At 48.2% G+C, this 17,417-nt stretch carries 24 protein-coding genes; 20 read left to right on the plus strand and 4 right to left on the minus strand.

The annotated features are described in order from the left end of the window. Positions 1-69 precede the first annotated feature (69 nt). The 19 genes from E8L90_RS27330 to E8L90_RS27420 all read left to right on the plus strand — a co-directional run bounded on the left by E8L90_RS27330 (position 70) and on the right by E8L90_RS27420 (position 13,179). Positions 70-567: a hypothetical protein gene (locus tag E8L90_RS27330; RefSeq protein ID WP_244297422.1), complete on the plus strand. Its 498-nt coding sequence runs from the start codon at positions 70-72 to the stop codon at positions 565-567. Then, positions 567-758, plus strand: a complete 192-nt coding sequence (locus E8L90_RS27335; RefSeq protein ID WP_137032434.1) for a hypothetical protein — start codon at positions 567-569, stop codon at positions 756-758. Before E8L90_RS27330 ends, E8L90_RS27335 begins: the two co-directional genes overlap by 1 nt. Positions 759-760: 2 nt before the next feature. Then, the gene (locus E8L90_RS27340; protein ID WP_137032436.1) at positions 761-2,098 is read left to right on the plus strand and encodes a phage tail sheath subtilisin-like domain-containing protein; all 1,338 of its coding nucleotides are present in this window, start codon (positions 761-763) and stop codon (positions 2,096-2,098) included. Beyond that, positions 2,099-2,551, plus strand: coding sequence for a hypothetical protein (locus E8L90_RS27345; protein ID WP_137032438.1), 453 nt, complete (start codon positions 2,099-2,101; stop codon positions 2,549-2,551). Positions 2,552-2,565: 14 nt separating this feature from the next. Further along, the gene (locus E8L90_RS27350) at positions 2,566-2,952 is read left to right on the plus strand and encodes a phage tail assembly chaperone (RefSeq protein WP_137032440.1); all 387 of its coding nucleotides are present in this window, start codon (positions 2,566-2,568) and stop codon (positions 2,950-2,952) included. A gap of 224 nt (positions 2,953-3,176) precedes the next feature. Then, positions 3,177-5,375 (plus strand): hypothetical protein, encoded by a 2,199-nt coding sequence (locus E8L90_RS27355; protein ID WP_137032441.1) that lies wholly within the window; start codon positions 3,177-3,179, stop codon positions 5,373-5,375. After that, on the plus strand, positions 5,372-5,962 hold the full coding sequence (locus E8L90_RS27360; RefSeq protein ID WP_137032443.1) for a hypothetical protein: 591 nt from the start codon (positions 5,372-5,374) through the stop codon (positions 5,960-5,962). Before E8L90_RS27355 ends, E8L90_RS27360 begins: the two co-directional genes overlap by 4 nt. 15 nt (positions 5,963-5,977) lie before the next feature. Further along, the gene (locus E8L90_RS27365; RefSeq protein ID WP_137032445.1) at positions 5,978-6,931 is read left to right on the plus strand and encodes an XkdQ/YqbQ family protein; all 954 of its coding nucleotides are present in this window, start codon (positions 5,978-5,980) and stop codon (positions 6,929-6,931) included. Positions 6,932-6,934: 3 nt separating this feature from the next. After that, a complete protein-coding gene (locus E8L90_RS27370; RefSeq protein WP_137032447.1) occupies positions 6,935-7,183 on the plus strand; it encodes a hypothetical protein in 249 nt (82 codons plus the stop codon). After that, complete coding sequence (locus E8L90_RS27375; RefSeq protein WP_137032449.1) at positions 7,183-7,617, plus strand: DUF2634 domain-containing protein; 435 nt, start codon at positions 7,183-7,185, stop codon at positions 7,615-7,617. The genes E8L90_RS27370 and E8L90_RS27375 overlap by 1 nt, the downstream gene beginning before the upstream one ends. Then, entirely contained in the window at positions 7,605-8,420 is an 816-nt protein-coding gene (locus E8L90_RS27380) for a baseplate J/gp47 family protein (protein ID WP_137032450.1), read from the plus strand. The genes E8L90_RS27375 and E8L90_RS27380 overlap by 13 nt, the downstream gene beginning before the upstream one ends. Then, a complete protein-coding gene (locus E8L90_RS27385) occupies positions 8,417-8,989 on the plus strand; it encodes a DUF2313 domain-containing protein (RefSeq protein ID WP_137032452.1) in 573 nt (190 codons plus the stop codon). The genes E8L90_RS27380 and E8L90_RS27385 overlap by 4 nt, the downstream gene beginning before the upstream one ends. Then, positions 8,986-9,303, plus strand: coding sequence for a hypothetical protein (locus E8L90_RS27390; RefSeq protein ID WP_137032454.1), 318 nt, complete (start codon positions 8,986-8,988; stop codon positions 9,301-9,303). The genes E8L90_RS27385 and E8L90_RS27390 overlap by 4 nt, the downstream gene beginning before the upstream one ends. Continuing rightward, positions 9,304-9,576: a hypothetical protein gene (locus E8L90_RS27395; protein ID WP_137032456.1), complete on the plus strand. Its 273-nt coding sequence runs from the start codon at positions 9,304-9,306 to the stop codon at positions 9,574-9,576. A 59-nt stretch (positions 9,577-9,635) separates the two neighbouring features. Then, complete coding sequence (locus tag E8L90_RS27400; protein ID WP_137032458.1) at positions 9,636-11,456, plus strand: DUF5050 domain-containing protein; 1,821 nt, start codon at positions 9,636-9,638, stop codon at positions 11,454-11,456. Next, positions 11,456-11,650 carry an XkdW family protein gene (locus E8L90_RS27405; RefSeq protein WP_137032460.1) on the plus strand — a complete coding sequence of 65 codons (195 nt, stop codon included), beginning with the start codon at positions 11,456-11,458 and terminating at the stop codon, positions 11,648-11,650. The genes E8L90_RS27400 and E8L90_RS27405 overlap by 1 nt, the downstream gene beginning before the upstream one ends. After that, entirely contained in the window at positions 11,650-11,787 is a 138-nt protein-coding gene (locus E8L90_RS27410) for an XkdX family protein (protein WP_137032462.1), read from the plus strand. The genes E8L90_RS27405 and E8L90_RS27410 overlap by 1 nt, the downstream gene beginning before the upstream one ends. 93 nt (positions 11,788-11,880) lie before the next feature. After that, on the plus strand, positions 11,881-12,336 hold the full coding sequence (locus E8L90_RS27415; RefSeq protein WP_137032464.1) for a phage holin family protein: 456 nt from the start codon (positions 11,881-11,883) through the stop codon (positions 12,334-12,336). A 6-nt stretch (positions 12,337-12,342) separates the two neighbouring features. Beyond that, positions 12,343-13,179: an N-acetylmuramoyl-L-alanine amidase gene (locus E8L90_RS27420; RefSeq protein WP_137032466.1), complete on the plus strand. Its 837-nt coding sequence runs from the start codon at positions 12,343-12,345 to the stop codon at positions 13,177-13,179. A gap of 45 nt (positions 13,180-13,224) precedes the next feature. On the opposite strand, the gene E8L90_RS27425 is transcribed toward E8L90_RS27420, so the two are convergent. Further along, on the minus strand, positions 13,225-13,728 hold the full coding sequence (locus tag E8L90_RS27425) for a S4 domain-containing protein (RefSeq protein ID WP_137032468.1): 504 nt from the start codon (positions 13,726-13,728) through the stop codon (positions 13,225-13,227). Between the two features lie 564 nt (positions 13,729-14,292). Here E8L90_RS27425 and E8L90_RS27430 point away from each other — a divergent pair. Then, positions 14,293-15,435 carry a sensor histidine kinase gene (locus E8L90_RS27430; protein WP_137032470.1) on the plus strand — a complete coding sequence of 381 codons (1,143 nt, stop codon included), beginning with the start codon at positions 14,293-14,295 and terminating at the stop codon, positions 15,433-15,435. A 92-nt stretch (positions 15,436-15,527) separates the two neighbouring features. Here the strand turns inward: E8L90_RS27430 and E8L90_RS27435 are convergent, their stop codons facing one another. The 3 genes from E8L90_RS27435 to E8L90_RS27445 all read right to left on the minus strand — a co-directional run bounded on the left by E8L90_RS27435 (position 15,528) and on the right by E8L90_RS27445 (position 17,356). Continuing rightward, complete coding sequence (locus E8L90_RS27435; RefSeq protein ID WP_137033637.1) at positions 15,528-16,568, minus strand: acyltransferase family protein; 1,041 nt, start codon at positions 16,566-16,568, stop codon at positions 15,528-15,530. A 188-nt stretch (positions 16,569-16,756) separates the two neighbouring features. After that, positions 16,757-17,065 (minus strand): hypothetical protein, encoded by a 309-nt coding sequence (locus tag E8L90_RS27440; RefSeq protein WP_137032472.1) that lies wholly within the window; start codon positions 17,063-17,065, stop codon positions 16,757-16,759. An 84-nt stretch (positions 17,066-17,149) separates the two neighbouring features. After that, positions 17,150-17,356 carry a cold-shock protein gene (locus E8L90_RS27445; protein WP_137032474.1) on the minus strand — a complete coding sequence of 69 codons (207 nt, stop codon included), beginning with the start codon at positions 17,354-17,356 and terminating at the stop codon, positions 17,150-17,152. Positions 17,357-17,417: the final 61 nt, after the last annotated feature.

Genomic DNA, 17,417 nt, shown 5'->3' on the forward strand with positions numbered 1-17,417 from the left:
TCCCTGCTCGGCGGGCATTTGCCGTGGATGCCTTGCCAAATGAAGGGAAGTAGTGGGGGGAAGAGACATGTGACGAAGACAGACGAGAATACCGCAAGTATGGGAGGTGGAAGCTTGATAGATCGCGAGCTAGCCGTTCTCATTGAACTGGTGAAGGAAGCGTATCCAGAGCTGGCTACTGTTGTGAATGTAGACGACTGGATGGCGCAGCGATTCCAGCCGCCTATCGCGTTTCTTTTGACGCAAGGGGTCCGTGAAGAAGGAAGAAGCCTCACTTCCTATCAGGTGGTCTCAGAAGCAGCCATCGTCCTCCACTATCCAAAGGTAGCAGGTGTCTACCAGCCGCTTTCAGCAGAGCCGCTGCGTGAGCTTCTTCGCCAGAGGCAGTTCAGTTATCAAGGCAAGACGTCTGAATTGTCCATCGAGATCGACAGCTCCACCTTGCGTATTTGGCGGGATAAAAAGGACCGGACGGAAATCGCGTTCCAGTTCACCTACAATGTGGCGGTGCAGAGAGCAGCCACACAAAAAATCAACGAATTTGATGTAGAGGGGGTCCGATCATAGTGGCACGAAAAGAACAACAAGCACAGGCCTCAGAGCTTGTGCAATCCAAACAAGAGTGGATCAAGAGCGCCGCTTATCTTGGAGCCGAACGGTTCGAGGTAGCAGGTGCTCTTTTTTCTGAAGCAGATGATCAACTACTGGCAGAAGGACAAGTGAAGAGCCGACTGACCAAATACAAAGGCGGGGTGTAAGCATGACCATTCAACGTGAACGTCCGGGTGTAACGGTCGAACTGATCGCAAAAGCAAAAGAACGTGTAGTACCGAAGAGCGGTGTCGTGCTGGTGCCGTATCAAGCAGAGTGGGGCGTGCCAGATGAGCTGGTGAAGCTAGGGAGCTTTGAGGAGCGACTTGCCCAGACATTTGGCAAGGTCGATACCGTGGAGCTGGCAGCAGAAGGCGGCGCAACGATTCTCGCGTACCGCATGACGAACGGCGCAGCCACTAAAGCAGCGTATGAGCAAGCGGATGCAATCAGAGTCGAGGCTCTGTATCCAGGTTTGGTAGGAAACGAGTTGAAGGTTACGATCACTGCCTCGACGTCCGAACCAGGCAAGAAGGAACTCCAGGTAACAGGCCCGCTGCAAACCGAGAAGTTTTCGTTTACGGATGCGAATGAGCTGGCAGCGAAAACGAGCCAATCCAACTATGTGCGTGTGAAAAAGCTGGGTGAGACTGCCGTTACAATCGTGCCAGAAACAGCGCTGACAGGAGCGAAAAGTGGCACAGTAGCGCTTACTTCAGCTGACTCGACGAAGCTGTTCATGGCTGTGTCCGGTGCTGATTTTGACACGATGTATCTGCCGTTTGACGATGCGGCTGTACAAGCGGCGGCGAAGCAATTCATGAGCGATCGTCGCAAACAAAACAAGAAGCTCAGTACGCTGGTGATCGGTGGCAAAGCGGCGGACGAGGAGAACATGGCGAAGCACATCGAACGCTCTGTAGCGCAAAATGCCCGCTTTGTCGTGAACAGTGCTATCGCTGGTCAACACAACAATGGAAAAGTATACAGCAGCCTGGAGTGGGCCGCATGGGTAGCGGGGATGATCGCAGCAACTCCTGCGCATGAATCGCTGACGGCTGTCGTCGTTCCATTGAAAAAAGCGCTCAAGGATTGGGGCCACACTGATATTTTGAGTGCGCTCGGCTCCGGTACGCTAATCGCAACCCGCGACGGAGATGTATACATCATCGAGAGCGCCGTCAATACGCTGGCGGTGCTAGGCACGCATGAGCGCGAGGACTACGGCAAAATCCGTGTCAGCATGACGCTGGATCAGATCGTCAACGACATCAGCCAAGTCGGCAAGAAATACAAAGGCAAGCTTGGTAACAACGATTTGGGTGGCGCTGTATTTGTTTCTGCCGTCAACGCGTACCTGACCGTCCGCGAGCAGCAGGGCGCGATTGATACAGGCTGGACGTTTACGGATCAAAAGAACGGCATCGGGGATCGCCGTGGCTTCCTCTTGTCTGCGAAGCCGCTTGATGCCATCGAATACTTTGACATTGACTGGGAGGTGCTGTAATTGGCTATTGCACGCGATATTAAACTGAAGAACTGCCAAATTTACGATGAAAATGGAGACCCGATCTTCGGTACCCTGGAAGGAAAAATGGTCCTCAAGGTAGAGTATGGCGACACGAATCGTCTGCAAAAAGGAAAAATCCAGACCGTCAATGACTGGCATGTAGAAGTGACGTTGAAAATTACCGCAACCAACGCTGCGCTGAAATACTACTGCGTCGAGCAGTTGACCCAAGGCAAGACACCAGTTCTCCCATTCCTGATCGGCGAGACGTTGGACAAGGAAGCGGGCAACTCCGAACGCGTCCGCATTTCCAACATCGTGCTGAACCCAGACGAAATTACGCTGTGGGAAGCCAAAGCAGACGGCAACGATCACGCGACATATGACCTGAAAGGGATGTCCATCGAGAAGCCGGACTACCTGGATGAATTGCCAACCTACACCGAATAGGAGAGTGCTTGACTATGAACAAAAACAAACTCGAGAAATTTTTGGCCAAAGCCAATGAACAGGAGCCGCGAAAAGAAATCACCGTAACCATCGACGGTGACGAGTGGAAGGTTCGTCAACTGAATTTGTCCGAGCTGCGCGATTGCGAACGAATGGCGGACAAGGGAGAGAAAACAGATTGGTTCCTGTACAACGATGCTCGTTTGGTGAAGGCCACCGAGCACGATTTTCCTTGGAATCAGGAAGAGCTCAAGAAAGCGTACAAGGTCGGCACCAAGTACGAGCTCGTCGAGAAAATTTTCCGCGACAATCCAGAAGGCTACACCAAGCTGCTCAATGCTGTGCGCGAGGTCAATGCCAGCCAGACGGAAGAAGAAGCCATTGAAGAAGCAAAAAACTAATCCGATCTGACGGTGAGGCCTGGCATATTTGCCGCGCTTTTCTAAAAGGCAGAGGCCGCCCGTCGGATCTACTCGAGTACGAGGTCGATTTGTACAAGCAGAAGCTGTTTATTTTTGCTTGTCAGATGATTGAGGTGGAGGAAGAGGAAAAGGCCGGGGGGTAGGTCTCCCGGTTTTTTCGGGTTCTGCTGGGTGTACATCTGGGAGGATAAGGGGGTGAAAGAATGGCAGGAACAATGATGGGAGCGCTTGATTTAGTAGGTAAATATGACGATTTCGCAAAAGGACTCCTGGGCTCACTAACTCCCATGATCGAAAAGGCTGTTGGAACAACGTTGAGTTCGGTTGCCCAAGAAGCTCAGGCGACAGAAAGAGAAAAGACGCTTTTTGAAATTGGTGGCAAAAGTAATGAGCAACTCCTGAAAGTAGAAGAGACTTCCATAACCATACGTGAGCTCAACCCTGATATAAAGAAAGATCAAGCATACGTCCTCATAGCCAAAGCCGAACTTGTGCATGCAACCAATGGTTTAAAGTACGCAGAGAAAGCAGGCATGCTGAAAAACACGACGCGGTTTACGGAAGATGAAATCATGAAAATGATGAGCTCCATTGAGATTTCTACTGGTGATGAAAGTACCGTAAGGCAGTCAAATGCCGTTCAGTATTTAAGCAACAAGGGAGGGGGAGCCGCGACTGGAAAATTTGTGGAGTCTATGGCTCACTTCAACCTACAGAATGGCAAATTGCTGAATACGCCTGAAAAAATGTCCGCTACCTTTGTCTCAATGGGGAACCTTTTGAATGATTTTAAAACGTATGGTGCGTTGTATGAGAATGCAATGAAGATGTCGGATAATGGTGATCTTGCCGCAATCCTTGAGAAGCATTACAAGGCTCAAAATAAGAAGGATGCAAAGGCCAAGGCCGCCCAAGATATAGCAACGCTGAATCGAAGTCTCGCAACGGGGGAGAAAGAAACAATAAATATCGCCCTCGGAAAACTCCTGATGACTTTTTCTAGCATCCAGGATCAAACGTTACAACAACGTGCATTCGATACTTTGACAGGCGATGCCGGAGATGACGTGGCGAAGGGTCTGCGAGAAGTAAGAGTGGCTACAGGGGCTCTTGTGCCGGAACAGGGGAAAGAGAGCGCATATAAAGTTGGGAATGAAGCGGTGAATGCGCATCAACTGTCTGCACAGAATGATGTTTATTTCAAACCCGGGCAGGCACAAGCGATGGCGAGAAACGAGGCCATGGAGATCGCGACTCAGTACGCAGAACAAATGTCTGGGATAAATACAGGGATTTCGAAAGCAGCTGAAGGAGTAATGGGCTCGTTTAACTCTTTGGACGAGTCGATAAAAGGTACTGCGGTTTTTGTCGGAGGATTACTAATCCTTGGCAGTGCTCTGATTCACACGATATCTCAACTGAAAAAATTCAAAGATCTTCGGACAACCAAAGAAAAGTTTCCTCAAGAAGCGACAGGCGGAAAAGACTGCTGCTGTTGCTGCGATGGCACACAAAGACCTTCTTCTAAAAAGAAATCAAAGAAAAAAGGTTCTCCGGTTCGCTCTCCAACAGGAGAAAAATCTGCTTCGAATAGTGGTGGTCCTCAAGGACAAGCCGGGAAAACAAAAAAAAATGCCCCAACAACTTCTACGGCAGGAAAAAAACAACCGGACGCTGGTGGTGGTAATCCGCAAAAAGAGGCAGAGAAAACTGACGGCAAAAACAAAAATCAAAACAGTGCGCCAACTACCTCTGCTGCAGGAAATCAACCCGGACCAGATAGTGGCGGCAATCATGCTGAGACTGGTAAAGCTGTCAGCAAAGGTGGCTGGAAACAATTGGTGAAAGGAGGACTCAGAAGGGTTCCTCTTCTTGGAACTTTACTAGGAGTCACAGCTATTGCAGGCTCAGCGAACAAGCTGGATACTGCAGCACAAGTGGGGGCAGAAGCACTTGGTGGCTGGGGAGGGGCAGCAGCGGGAGCGGCTACTGGAGCAGTTATTGGTTCGGTGTTACCTGGGATTGGTACAGCAATCGGGGGGATAGTTGGTGGTCTTATTGGCGGCATGGGTGGATCAGCGGCGGGTGGAGCCCTATACGATGGGATCAAGTCGTGGTGGCAGGACAAGACTCCTACGCAGTCTACAACTATGCAACCACCAATTCAAGCAGGTCCTCCTGCTCCGAATCACTCGCCTGTCAGCAACTCAACTGGGAATCCGCAGCCTGTCTCCATTGCTATTCCGCAAGTTTCGATTCCACTGCACGTACAAGGCGTTCTGCAGGATATCCCGACCATGTTAAAAATGCTCAGCGATCCATCTGTTGCGCAGAGAATCAAGGACATCATCGAGCGATCCCTGCTGGATGCAATAGAGACGAGGGGAGGGGTAACGAAATGATCCGTCTACAGGGAAAATATAGGCTGACGTTTCCGGTGACACCTGCGGAAGTCCAGTTTCGTGGCTACGGCAACGACATCGAAAGCTCGACATCGATTACGTTATTGTCCGGCAATCGCATCTCTTCCAGACGTCCAAAGTCCATCTCTTTTGACTTCATCTTACCCGGGGACAGTACGGCCCCTTATGTCGAGGTGCAAGGCTATCAAGGTCCCAGACAGTGGCTTGCTGGATTGGATCGCTTAACAGGTTCCGAAGCGCTTTTGACTATAGATGAGCTTGATTTGGCGTGGAATGTGCTCATCGGGCCATGCGACGGCAAATTCCAAGGAAAAAACGTCGATTTTCACGGCTCGATTGAGCTGCCGCTGTTTGTCAAAGACGAATTCATTACGTGGAGCAATCAGACACAGCTTTTATCCCCGGGTGCGGTTATCACACGACAGCAGCCAGCCCGTCCGAATACGAGCGGGAAGGTAGCAAAGAAGACACGGAAACAGCAAGCGGCCCCACGGATAGACAGCAAAAAATTGGAAGACAGGAAAAGAGAGATTCACGAAAAGCTAGAAAGAGAAAACAGGATGTAACGGAGGGCAGACGAAATGAAAGTCATTTACGGAAAAGAACAGACCCGCTATGACCTGACCCCAGCCGTTACCGAGTTGTCCTGGTCCTCGGCCAGGGGACAAATCGCTCAAAATTGTGATGTGAGAATCAAAGAAGGCCCGCCGCTGCAAACGGCGGGTTTTTTGATGCTCTTTGCAGGTGCAGCGCTAAAAGAATCCCAACAGCTTTTTCATGGCCCGCTCGTGCGTTTTGACCGGGATGACAGGACAGGCGATCTATCCGCAACAGCATACGAGCTTGGCTGGTATTTGCAAAAAAACGAAGTCTCCAGACTCAAGCTGGATGGAGATGCAGGGACGGAGCTTGCGCGAATCATCAAGTCGGCAGGTATTCATTTTAGCTGCCCGGCGTTCGGTTTTACGGTCAAGGAGAGAATCTCGTCCCAATCATATACGTCCCTCTTTACTTCGCTGACCGAGCAAGCTTATGAAAAGACAGGCATCCGCTATTTCGTGCAATATCAGCGTGACAAGCTGACGGTACTCCCCGAGGGGAAAAACAGCATCATCCCGATGTTCAAAGCGAGCTTGCTCACGAGCAGCTCAACGGGTGAGAGCATCGAGGAGGTTTACACCGTCGTGACAGCAGAGCGCTACCGGGAGGATCGAGTGGTGAGCAGTGCGACGAAATCAAATGATGGCTTGGTTAAACAAATCGGTCGCATGCAAAAAATCATCGACGCAGGCGAGGACAAAAACGTAGCCGGATTAGCAGCCAAGCAGCTCGCTGAGTTGTCCAAAATCCCCAAGACACGCTCCATTTCGGTCCGGCACGAGGATGAAAATGCTGCGAGGTTACGTGCGGGTTGGCTCATCAAAATCATGGAGAAAGACAATAAAACCATCACGGATTGGATCGTCACCAACTGCCAAGCGCACTGGAAAGGCGGTCAATACACAATGGATCTCCAATTGGAAAGGAGGACGTAAGAGATGCATTCGGTTATCGCAAAACTGCGAGGGCACGCACAAGACGGCATCGAGAATACGCAAGGGGAATTCGGCAAGCTTTTGTCGCTCTCACCCTTGTCAGTAAAGCTCGACGAGGACCCGACACCCTTGGAACCGTATGAGCTGTCTGTACTGCGTTCTGCCCAATTAAAGCCAGAAGATGTGGGCAAAAAGGTAGCCCTGTTGCGATGCAACAACGAACAATACCTCCTGCTTGGGGTGGTGGAGTAATGTTTCCAGAGCTGAACGGAGACGAAACACAACTGGTTCAATCTCCAGATCACCCGATTCCATGGACATACAAATTCGACTGGACTACAAAACAATTGCAGCAAGGGCCAGATGGTCGCTATTTACGGACGACTACCTATGAAGAGTACCTGGGAGAGACAGCAAAGAAAATCCTGAATACACGTCGTTTCCGGTACGAGATTTACTCGGAAAGGTACGGAGTAGACTTCCTATCTGAGACAGGAAGGATGCGCTCGGGCATTTCATTGCCAACAATTAAGACCCAAGCACAAGAAGCACTTGAGGCCCACAGTGAGGTTGAACGTGCGGAAGTGGTAGACATTCGGTTTGAGGGCAATCGAGTCATTTTTTCGCTCGAAATGGAGGGTACGAGAGGGACGACCAGAACGGAGGTGGATACATGGCAACGATAGACAAACCAGAAATGCCGATTCTTAGGGAAACAGCGGATCAGATTTATCAGCGAATGGCAAATCGGATGGCATTGATAGCACAAAAGCGTGGAGAGACGCCACCAGCGACGGAAGAGGGAGAAATCTTTTATGACCTCGGCTATCCGATCGCAGAGGAAATCAGCGATCAGCAGCAGCTATTTGAGTACGGCTTTCTTCAGCGGTTTTTACCCTGGGCGGATGGAGAGTTTTTGGATGCCACAGGCGTTTTCTTCGGCTTATCTCGCAATGAAGCGGAGACAGACGACGCATATCGGCAGCGCTTAATTGATCGAGCTCGTACAGAAGAGGGAGACGGCAGACGCCAAGACTACGAGCGGTGGGCACGAAATGTAGATGGGGTAGGCGGAGCCGTTGCTATCGAGAAGGCGCGGCATGACCTCTCTATCGACGTGTATATCACAGACCTGACAGGCAACCCTGCGGGGCAGGAACTGGCTACGAGTGTACGGACGAAGCTGGAAGACAAGCGAAGGGCCTTGCACGACTTGCAGGTGCTACCCGCGAAAGTGTATCCGGTGACTATCTCTGTAAAACTGGCTTTGCGACCAGACGCAGAAATCGAGAAGGTCAAAGACCAAATTGCTACACAAATCAAAACCTACCTAAAAGGGCGTTCTCAGATCGTGTACCAGCAGATCGGAGCGCTCTTTTTCGTGGATGGTGTAATAGACTTCACAAGCTACACCTTAAACGGGGCGGAATTGAATTTGATGGTGCCTGCTGACTCTGTCTCGACACTAACCATGGCGGTGACAACATGATTCCAGAACGCTATCGGCGGATGCTGCCGCCGCCATGGTACGAGAATAAAGTGGCGGAATATCACTTTGAAGGTGCAGAGACAGTTGTAGATGCTTTCAGTTTGCAGCGTGAGGACATTCTAAAGCAGTTTAGCCCATGGTCAGCTACTTGGGGGCTGGATGTCTGGGATTGGATTTATTTCGGGAGAAAGCAATTGCTGAGCATGGAGGAACGGCGAAAAAATATCCAGCAAAAGCACTGGTCGTATCTTGGATTTACTCCAAGCGTGCTGCGTGCAATCGGTTTGAGTTCCTCGTCATTCAAGCATGTCCAGATGGTCGAGGATTACGGCAAAAAGGTGATTCGGTACGTCTACCCGATTGAGGACCGATTCGACACAAAGAATGCTGTTCAAGCTGTTGAGAAAATCAGGCCAGTTCATTGTAATGGAGTCGCTTTGGAACCTGTTGTGTCGGAGAAGATCGTGCTGCGAGATGTCTTAGTGGTTGGGATTAAGGAGTACCACAAGGTCAGTGAATTTCGTGTAGGGATGACACCAATCAAGCGTTACGAGGAGGTCGTGAAATGATCCTGACAAGCTATCTTCAAACCGTTCGGAAAGACTTGCTGGATAGGGTATCGGGCGGCGACATTTTGATAAACGGCTCAGTTTCAGTGCCTGTACAGGCTGTGGAGATTGCTTCGCATCCGATTGCAGGCGTAAAAGATGGAATTGCATTACAAGTATCTGCCCAACATGTCGCCAGCGTGCCAGTCATCACGAGCGCAAAGTTGAGGACCAGAACTGGAGCGGTCGTTGCTGAGAAGACAGGAAACATTGAAATGAACGGGGCGCAGTTTGTAAACCTGACCTTTGTTATCGAAGCGAGAGGAGGGGTGTAAGTGTCCTATGTAGCGAAAACGGACTGGAAGCACGATGATCCGGTCACTGAGGTGGACATTAATCGTTGGGAGCAGGGCATTGCAGATGCCCATGCGGAGCTGGCAGTGTTGAAAGCGGATGTTTCGAACCTGAAAGTGCGAGTGAATACAATCGAATCTACATTGCCGGACGGATTTGTGCACAACAATTTTAGCGATGACCTGTCTACTGTTAACTCAATCAGAGTGATTCGAGGCTACTACAACGAAACCCAGAGTCGGCTGGAGGTTTAAATGATAGAAACAGGAATGGGTCGCAATAACGGCCATTTGCGGAAGGAAGGGGGAGGAGCATGGCAACAGGATACGGTTTAAAGCTCTATAACTATCGTGTATTCTTCGAAAATAATTCATACGACCAAACGATTTATGGCTTGATTGGCGATAAAGTTAGGTCGTTCAATAGAGGGACAGGCGCATTCACTGAAATTGGTGGAGCGTATACTATTTTTGACAGATTCTTTGTCTCTAATGATAGGAATTCCATTTACTTTCTAACGTATACAGGATCTTCATATCAACTGAACAAATTACCCATAACAGGTGGCACTCCACAAAACTATAATTACGTTTACCCGAGTGTATCTTCGATTTTAGGTGAAATAGGTAATGCGGTTTACTGGCATCAATCAGCTTTTGATGATTACAAGCTATATGTAACCGTGATTACTACTGGCCCTACGACCAATTGGAATGTCCCAGTTGATTCTATACGAATGATAGACAACCTGTTATTTTTTAGAGACCCATCAACGAATAAAGTCTTTGTTTCAACTACGAGCGATCCTCAAGCAAAAAGTGAGACGGGCGTTTTTGGATATGTTTACAACGTTGGAAAGAAAGGTGGGTATCTTTATATTCAAACAAGCACCGGGATTTATCGATTGGACAGTACAGGCAAAAATCCAACGACTCTTTTGAGCGGTGCCTCATATAGCTTGCAATTATGTAATAACACTATTTTTTATAGTACATCGGATCAAAAAAACATTTATAAAATGAACTATGATGGCAGTGCTAAAACCTTAATGCACACTTTCCCAGAGGCAGTGGCTATATTCACAGCGTCAATTTCTGGAGACAGAATCTATTTTAATCGTCCCAATGAAGATGCGTTCTATGTGGTAGTGTTCAACAACCCACCAACGCTCACATTAACGTCACCTGCCAATAATCTCTCATTATCAGAAGGCAATACGATGGCTGTGCAGGGGTCGGTAACTGACGCTGACGCCAATGATCCTGTTACGATTTATTTGCAAATTAATAATGGAACCATATTGGCTGTAGATTCCAAGGTATCAGACGGAGCTACAGCCATTCCTTTTGCCAAAATACTGACCTACAAAAACAAACGGGTCTATTCTGGCACAACCGATCTAGTCGGCGTGGACTTGGCGGAGAATACGGATCACACCTTAAAAGTTTGGGCTGAGGACAACAAACAGGGGAGGAGCACAGAAGTTATACGCAAGTTCAGGATCGTTTGGAACCGTCCGCCTGTGATCGATGGCCAGAATAGAGACCTCGGCTCCTTTATGCAGATTCCAACAGTGAAATATTCTGCTACCGATCCAGAGGGTAATACTTTCACTTTTAGTGAGTATCTGAACGGCAAGAAAATCAGGTCGTTTGCGGGCGTAGCTGGACAGCAATACAAAGTAGAAATCAGTCATGACTCTTGGATTCGATTGGATTTGGACGTACAGCATCAAATCAAGGTCGTTGCCACGGACAGCGCGGGGATCTCATCCGAGCGAATTTACACATTCACCCGAAAAGAGACTCATATCGAATTTATGCTAGAGTACGGGAATCCAGAAATTCAAGCAGACTTTACGCTAGATGGGATGCCCTTACGTGTCCTGGTGACACTTGAAAGATATATGCCAGAAGGCTCGTCAATTGAAAGCGTAAAAGTCTGCAATAACTACTTGGATGCTGTTCCAACATGGGAAGACTGCACGGGTGCGGTAAAGGGGAATCGAGGCTATCTCTTTACCAATAAAACCAAGACTGCCGCAAATTGGGCAATCAATTTGTGGGTCATTCTTGCCAAGGGAACAGCAACAGAGCGAGTCAGGTTGAACGGATATGGAGGTGCGTTCGACTAATGAAGATGCAAAATAAAGAAGCTATCTCAGTAATTAGAGAACAGCAACAAACAGATCCCGTTATGACAATGGGACAGGAGCTCTCCTCACTCAAAATTAGCAATATCCAAAAGGATGCGTTAATCCAAACAATGGGGGAGCAGCTAGCCCAAGTTAAGCTTGAGCTCATTCAAATAAAAGGAGGTGCCAAGTGATGGCATTTTGGGAGTTGGCATTTAGCATGAAGTGGGTCACAGCAGATAAGCTGCGACTTGCTGTAAAGACTACATCCAATCCTTTTGGAGAAATCTCTCCAGAGGAGTTCAAACAAATTACCAACCAAGATTTTTAAGCTACTACTATTTCATACACGGAGAATTGGAGTCAGCCCCGTACCTAGCGGGGCTATTTTTGTTCCCCAAAGGGGGCGAGGAGGTATGAACCTATGAAATCCCTACACAGCCTAGAAAGCATCGCAACCCCAGCAAACGCCTGGGCGACAACAGCAGGTGCCATCGTGTCGCCCGCCTTTCACTATCTATACGGCACAAACCGTCAAGACATCCTGATCGTCCTCTTCTTCATGATTGCCCTCGATTGGATCACAGGCATATCCGCCGCCAAAAAAGACCAATCCTACTCCTCCGACTACGGCCTGTCCCGAATCCCACGCACCTTATTTCTCATGTCTCTACCAGCCGTAGCCAATCTCCTAGACCGCGTCATGGGCACCCCAGGCTTCTTATTCTACGGCGTCACCTTCGGCCTCATCTACCACACCTGGACAAGCCTGACCGCCAATGCCCACCGCGCAGGCTGGCCGATGCCCAAATCCGTCGAGAAATTAGTCAGCGCCGAAATCAAGGCGAAGGCTGAGCGAGCCAAACGAAAGGAGTCCTAGTAAACGATGAAAATCACCGAGATGCTTTTAACCAACGTAAATTCCCGCCCCAAAAAGAAGATCGTCCCAAAAGGAGTCGTCATCCACTGGACGGCCAACGAGGGCAGCGGTGCAAATGCCGTCGCCAACCGAAACTACTTCAACAGACCAACGACAGTAGCGAGCGCCCACTACATCGTGGACGACAAGCAAATCATTCGCTGCCTGCCCGAGGACGAGATGGGCTACCACGTCGGGGCGCAGACTTATTCACAGGCCGCCTTGAACAAATTGAGCACCTACCCGAACAACTGCACGATTGGGATTGAAATGTGCGTCAATGCAGATGGAAGCTTTGCAAAAATGTACGAGCAAACAGTGGCACTGGCCGCGGATATCTTGAAGCGACATGGCTGGGGAGTCGAGCACCTGTGGCGTCATTACGACATTACGGGGAAAAACTGCCCAGCCTTTTTTGTCGTCAATACGACCGCACAAACCTATACGGGAATGCCAGCGAAGGACGCATGGGCAAAGTTTCAACAGGATGTCCACAGGTTTCTCACAGTTTATCCACAAAAACCACAGCCTGATGTGGATAAGTGCGCAGTTGAGCTGACACTTACTTCCACAGGCAAACTAATCAATGATGTATCCTATGTACCCATCCGGATGATTGTAGAGGCAGTGGGTGGAGCAGTGGAATGGGAGCCTTCCACGCAAAAAGTGACCGTGAACGGACAGGAAGTCTCCTATGTAAACGACCAGGGAACTGCTTTTGCGAAAACAAGAGAGCTAGCTGCCTTACTTGGCCTGCAAGTGGAGTGGGACGAGCCGAGAAAAGCGGTCGTATTGAAGAAATAAAAGAAAAAGCCGCAGATCCTGTCTGCGACTTTTCCATACATACATTTACCCAATCATAATCTGAATAATATCCGCTGCACTCAAGACAGCGCTTGGCTTTGTCTCCTGCTCATTCAGTCGAATCTGCCCGTCCTTGATCTTGCGGACAATCTGGCTGCGGCTCCAGCCTTCTATCTGTTCTGACAGCAGCTTGTCGAGTCTGAATCGAGCCTCTGCGCGCTCAATCCGAATCGTTACTTCCCGAACGCCGTTTTCCTGGTATTCATGCAAGGGGAGAGTGGGGAGTGGCGCGATTTCTTCACTGAACTCCGTGTCTGGCACCTCCCGATGATCTGTAAAGGCTTTGTAGATGGCTAGCTTTTCGTTCCACGTATGATTTTTTTCGCATTTATAGATAGCGAAGCGATAGATGTTTTTGCCGTTAGCGTTGTGGCGGCGGACGTTTGTATCGATAAAGAGAACGATTCGCCCGCAATTGCTACAATATCGTTGCACTGGCTGATTTTCATGATTTTCACGTAATACCCACGTATGCTCGATGGTATGCATGGTCCTTCACCTCGTGTAAAAAGTGAAAGGAACGCACCTGCTATTTGGATGTCCTGTAGGGCAGGCCTGTTTTTGGACACAAAAAAACGGAGATTCCCCATAGCGAACCTCCGTCAGGATTTACACCTACAGATTTCGTTACGTTCCTTTGTAATGGGAAAAAAGGGCAGACTGCACCTGTGCGAAAAACAGTTCGTTTTCCGAAGGGCGAGCTATCCAGTTTTTTAGGCCATTACAAAGTAGTTGTTGGCATACGTAGTTACCGTACCTTTCCATCCAAATAGACGTGGCATTAGCATACCATATAATGGCTTAGCTTCCAAGGGGATCGTATTGTTGACGACAGGAGGACGAGTGGTTTTGACGCGTAAAGGAGCGGAGTCGTAGATCTGCTTCATCCAGGTTCGCGCTTCAGCAAAATCACTCTCCCGATAGATGAAAAGCGTAGCTTCTTTCCCCTTACTATTCTTTTTCGTTAAAGTAGTAAAAATATTTAGTTAATTATTAATAATGATAGTATAATAGGTTGGAAGGGGATTTGCCTATTATTCGGAGTGGGGATAGATGCCGATGGATGACTTGGCAGTATATTTGAACGAGCACGAGGCAACGACCGTAAAAGAATTCAAGCGACGAATTGCCGTTTCGGACAGTGATCAATACAAGGGGTTGATCCATCTGAATGGGCGAGCACTGTATCGTATGGTGATTGAATATTTTCGTTCGGAAATCACTCTCGAGGATATTAAAGAATTGGCTTACAAGGTCGCATATGAACGAAACCGGGCAGAGACCAACATTGGCGATTTCGTTTCCAACGTGTGCATGGGCCGGGAAATGGTTATCGATCTTCTCCAAAAAGGTCCGTTTACGCCTGCCACTTTAATGCCTGCCTTATTGAAAATAAACGAATGCTTTGATGTCTTTTTGGTACACGCTGTTTTCAAATACACGGACCTCAAAGACAGCGATTTGGAAGAGAAGAAGCTATTTATCGAGCGTTCTCATAAAGACAGGCTCACGATTCTGGGGCAAATGGCATCCAGCTTCGTCCATGAATTCCGTAATCCGCTTACTTCCATTATGGGATTCTCTCGTTTGCTAAAAGAAGATTATCCGAATCTCCCTTACGTAGACATTATTGAAAATGAGCTGCGTCAATTGAATTACCGGGTTTCGCAGTTTTTGCTGGTCTCGAAAAAGGGAGCGGTCTATAAGCAAATGGAGGTTTTTAGCGTATGGGGGTTGTTTGACGAGATTCTTTCCTTCCTCTATCCGAATATCGTTGACGTGAATGTGGATATCCAATGCAGTATCGATCCTACCTTTCAGCTAAAAGGCTACAAGGATGAGATGAAGCAGGTGTTTATCAACATCATTTCCAATGCGCTGGATGCGTTACATAAAAAAACAAGCGACAAGGAGATTGTCATTGAGGTGTCCCAAACGCCTGACAGTTCTTTAATTACCGTTTCCAACAATGGATCGCCAATTCCACCTGACCTGCTCTCGGTTATTTTTGAACCATTTTTCACGACGAAGGAGCTCGGTACTGGAATTGGTTTATATGTCTGCAAAGAAATCATTGAGCGGCATGGGGGAACGATTACGTGCGAGTCTACTGATCGGCAGACGAAATTTTCCATGCAATTCAAGCCCTGCGACGTATGTACGAGCGGCTCGATGTCGATGAACCAGCATATCTAATGCCACAAAAAACGACCTATCCATGAAGGCACGCTCGATAACCGACGTGCACCATGAATAGGTCATTTTTTTGTGAAAAAGAAAGCGACTGTTTATTTGCTAGTGTAAAGGTGCCTGTGTGTTTGTCGCATGTTTTTGGAGACACGCTCCAGTTTGTTTACTAACCAGACCAGCATGAGCGCCAACAGACAACTACACCCGATAATTACGAGCAAGTACAGCAGCGAGTACCACGTGTTTTCAAACAGCCAAGCGACCTCGCCGTATTTCTCAAACAGATAATCTTTGAACATGATCAAAAAAGCAGAGTGGAACAAGAAAATGAAATACGTCAGCCCTTTTCGAAACTTGATGTGCAAACGATCGAAGCGTTCCAGAAAGAAGACCATGAGCACGAGAAACGACAGAAGCGTGGCGAAGACAAAAGTCAAATGCACAGCCACATACAGCTTGTTTGAGACAACAAAAAACAGCGCAGCCGCAGTGGAAACACCCGTCATCAGCATCAGGATGGAGCGGTTGTTTCGCAAGAAGGAAAGGATCATTTCACGGTACCAATACAACACGTGCCCCATGTACAGGGTAAAAATCCAGCTCGGGAGCATATGACGCGTGGTGAGCCCGAACCAGCCCTGATGAATAAAATTGATGTACACGTACTGAATACCGAGCAGCATCCAAATCACATACAAAATGTTGCGCTTCGTGATCACACGGCGAAACAGATAGGCAAAAACGTAATACTGGCAAATCATAAACACAAAGTACAGATGGTCACCCGTTTTGCCTAAAACAATGTTCGTAAAGTCTTGGGCAGTATGAGGCATCCCTTTTTTCAACAAGTAATGGTACAGGACACCAGATACTAAATAAGGGACAAAAATATACAGAAGCTTCCCTGAAAAAAACTCGCGAGCAGTAGGGCTCTTGGCTTCAAATGAGTAAGCAGTCAAATAACCTGTGGCGATCGTCAACAGGACAGTGCCGTAGCGACTAATCTGATTGAGGGCCACGATCCAAAACGGATCAGTAAAAGAAAGTGCAGAAGCCGTGAAATGACCGACTACAACGAGAAAACTTGAGAAGAGCTGGATGTAAAACAGAGATTTCAGGATTTTTGAATCTGTATACATTTCGATATTCTCCATTTCATCGTTTGTCGGCTGACGTTGTCGCTCAAACAATAAACTGCGAATGGCTTTATGATAATAAAGGTTTCTTTGATTTGTATTTGGACAGGAGAGGGGAGTTCTGGAAGAGATAAAAAGAAAGAAAGCCACACCCGCGCGCGTAGCTTTCGCACGAGTATGGCTTTCATACATTATTTCGGATTCTTGTTCATTTCATCGATGGTCTCACTGACCACAAACGCCAAATCGTCATTGCCAAACATCGACAATACAGCAAGGAGAGTCGCATCAGGAATGTCCTCTGCTTCTTCTTTTGGAACGGTATTGTCCAGCATTTGAGCGAGTAACGTATTTTCCCCTTGAGCGGGATAAGCGCGGCGGTATAATTCGCGTGCATCTAGACCGTGATTCACACACCATTGGGCAAAAACGAGAATCATCATGCCCTCGTCGCGCTGGTAGGCTTGAATCACTTGATCTTCTATCTCTTTTCGGTTCATGGGCATACTCCTCTAACATTCGTACGTCATGAGCTTATTGTAGAGAAGAGGAAGAATCCCCGCAAGAAAAAAGAAAAGAACGACTCAAGAGTTCCGCTTGTTGCTGTGATTGGTTAGGACTGGCAGCATACGAGTATCTTTTACCATATGGGCATGGCAAAAGGGGCAGCTCGGGCTCTTATCAAAGGAAAAGTTATCTCTCATCCAGCACGTACAGCCCTCATTACTGCATGTCCATACATCTGTTTCCTCTTCTTCGATTGGAACGACTGCTTTTTTTGAGAAATACACATGAACTCCTCCTTTGCAGGGCAAAAGTGCACAAAGTAACCTCTATTAATGTGTGATGGAA

Source organism: Brevibacillus antibioticus (assembly GCF_005217615.1).
GTDB classification, from domain to species: Bacteria; Bacillota; Bacilli; order Brevibacillales; family Brevibacillaceae; genus Brevibacillus; species Brevibacillus antibioticus.

Excerpts from the sequence above, each read along its gene's own strand:
- E8L90_RS27340 (WP_137032436.1), top strand. The coding sequence starts at position 761 with ATGACCATTCAACGTGAACGTCCGGGTGTAACGGTCGAACTGATCGCA.
- E8L90_RS27350 (WP_137032440.1), top strand. The coding sequence starts at position 2,566 with ATGAACAAAAACAAACTCGAGAAATTTTTGGCCAAAGCCAATGAACAG.
- E8L90_RS27355 (WP_137032441.1), top strand. The coding sequence starts at position 3,177 with ATGGCAGGAACAATGATGGGAGCGCTTGATTTAGTAGGTAAATATGAC.
- E8L90_RS27360 (WP_137032443.1), top strand. The coding sequence starts at position 5,372 with ATGATCCGTCTACAGGGAAAATATAGGCTGACGTTTCCGGTGACACCT.
- E8L90_RS27365 (WP_137032445.1), top strand. The coding sequence starts at position 5,978 with ATGAAAGTCATTTACGGAAAAGAACAGACCCGCTATGACCTGACCCCA.
- E8L90_RS27370 (WP_137032447.1), top strand. The coding sequence starts at position 6,935 with ATGCATTCGGTTATCGCAAAACTGCGAGGGCACGCACAAGACGGCATC.
- E8L90_RS27375 (WP_137032449.1), top strand. The coding sequence starts at position 7,183 with ATGTTTCCAGAGCTGAACGGAGACGAAACACAACTGGTTCAATCTCCA.
- E8L90_RS27380 (WP_137032450.1), top strand. The coding sequence starts at position 7,605 with ATGGCAACGATAGACAAACCAGAAATGCCGATTCTTAGGGAAACAGCG.
- E8L90_RS27385 (WP_137032452.1), top strand. The coding sequence starts at position 8,417 with ATGATTCCAGAACGCTATCGGCGGATGCTGCCGCCGCCATGGTACGAG.
- E8L90_RS27390 (WP_137032454.1), top strand. The coding sequence starts at position 8,986 with ATGATCCTGACAAGCTATCTTCAAACCGTTCGGAAAGACTTGCTGGAT.
- E8L90_RS27400 (WP_137032458.1), top strand. The coding sequence starts at position 9,636 with ATGGCAACAGGATACGGTTTAAAGCTCTATAACTATCGTGTATTCTTC.
- E8L90_RS27405 (WP_137032460.1), top strand. The coding sequence starts at position 11,456 with ATGAAGATGCAAAATAAAGAAGCTATCTCAGTAATTAGAGAACAGCAA.
- E8L90_RS27410 (WP_137032462.1), top strand. The coding sequence starts at position 11,650 with ATGGCATTTTGGGAGTTGGCATTTAGCATGAAGTGGGTCACAGCAGAT.
- E8L90_RS27415 (WP_137032464.1), top strand. The coding sequence starts at position 11,881 with ATGAAATCCCTACACAGCCTAGAAAGCATCGCAACCCCAGCAAACGCC.
- E8L90_RS27420 (WP_137032466.1), top strand. The coding sequence starts at position 12,343 with ATGAAAATCACCGAGATGCTTTTAACCAACGTAAATTCCCGCCCCAAA.
- E8L90_RS27425 (WP_137032468.1), bottom strand. The coding sequence starts at position 13,728 with ATGCATACCATCGAGCATACGTGGGTATTACGTGAAAATCATGAAAAT.
- E8L90_RS27430 (WP_137032470.1), top strand. The coding sequence starts at position 14,293 with ATGCCGATGGATGACTTGGCAGTATATTTGAACGAGCACGAGGCAACG.
- E8L90_RS27435 (WP_137033637.1), bottom strand. The coding sequence starts at position 16,568 with ATGTATACAGATTCAAAAATCCTGAAATCTCTGTTTTACATCCAGCTC.
- E8L90_RS27440 (WP_137032472.1), bottom strand. The coding sequence starts at position 17,065 with ATGAACCGAAAAGAGATAGAAGATCAAGTGATTCAAGCCTACCAGCGC.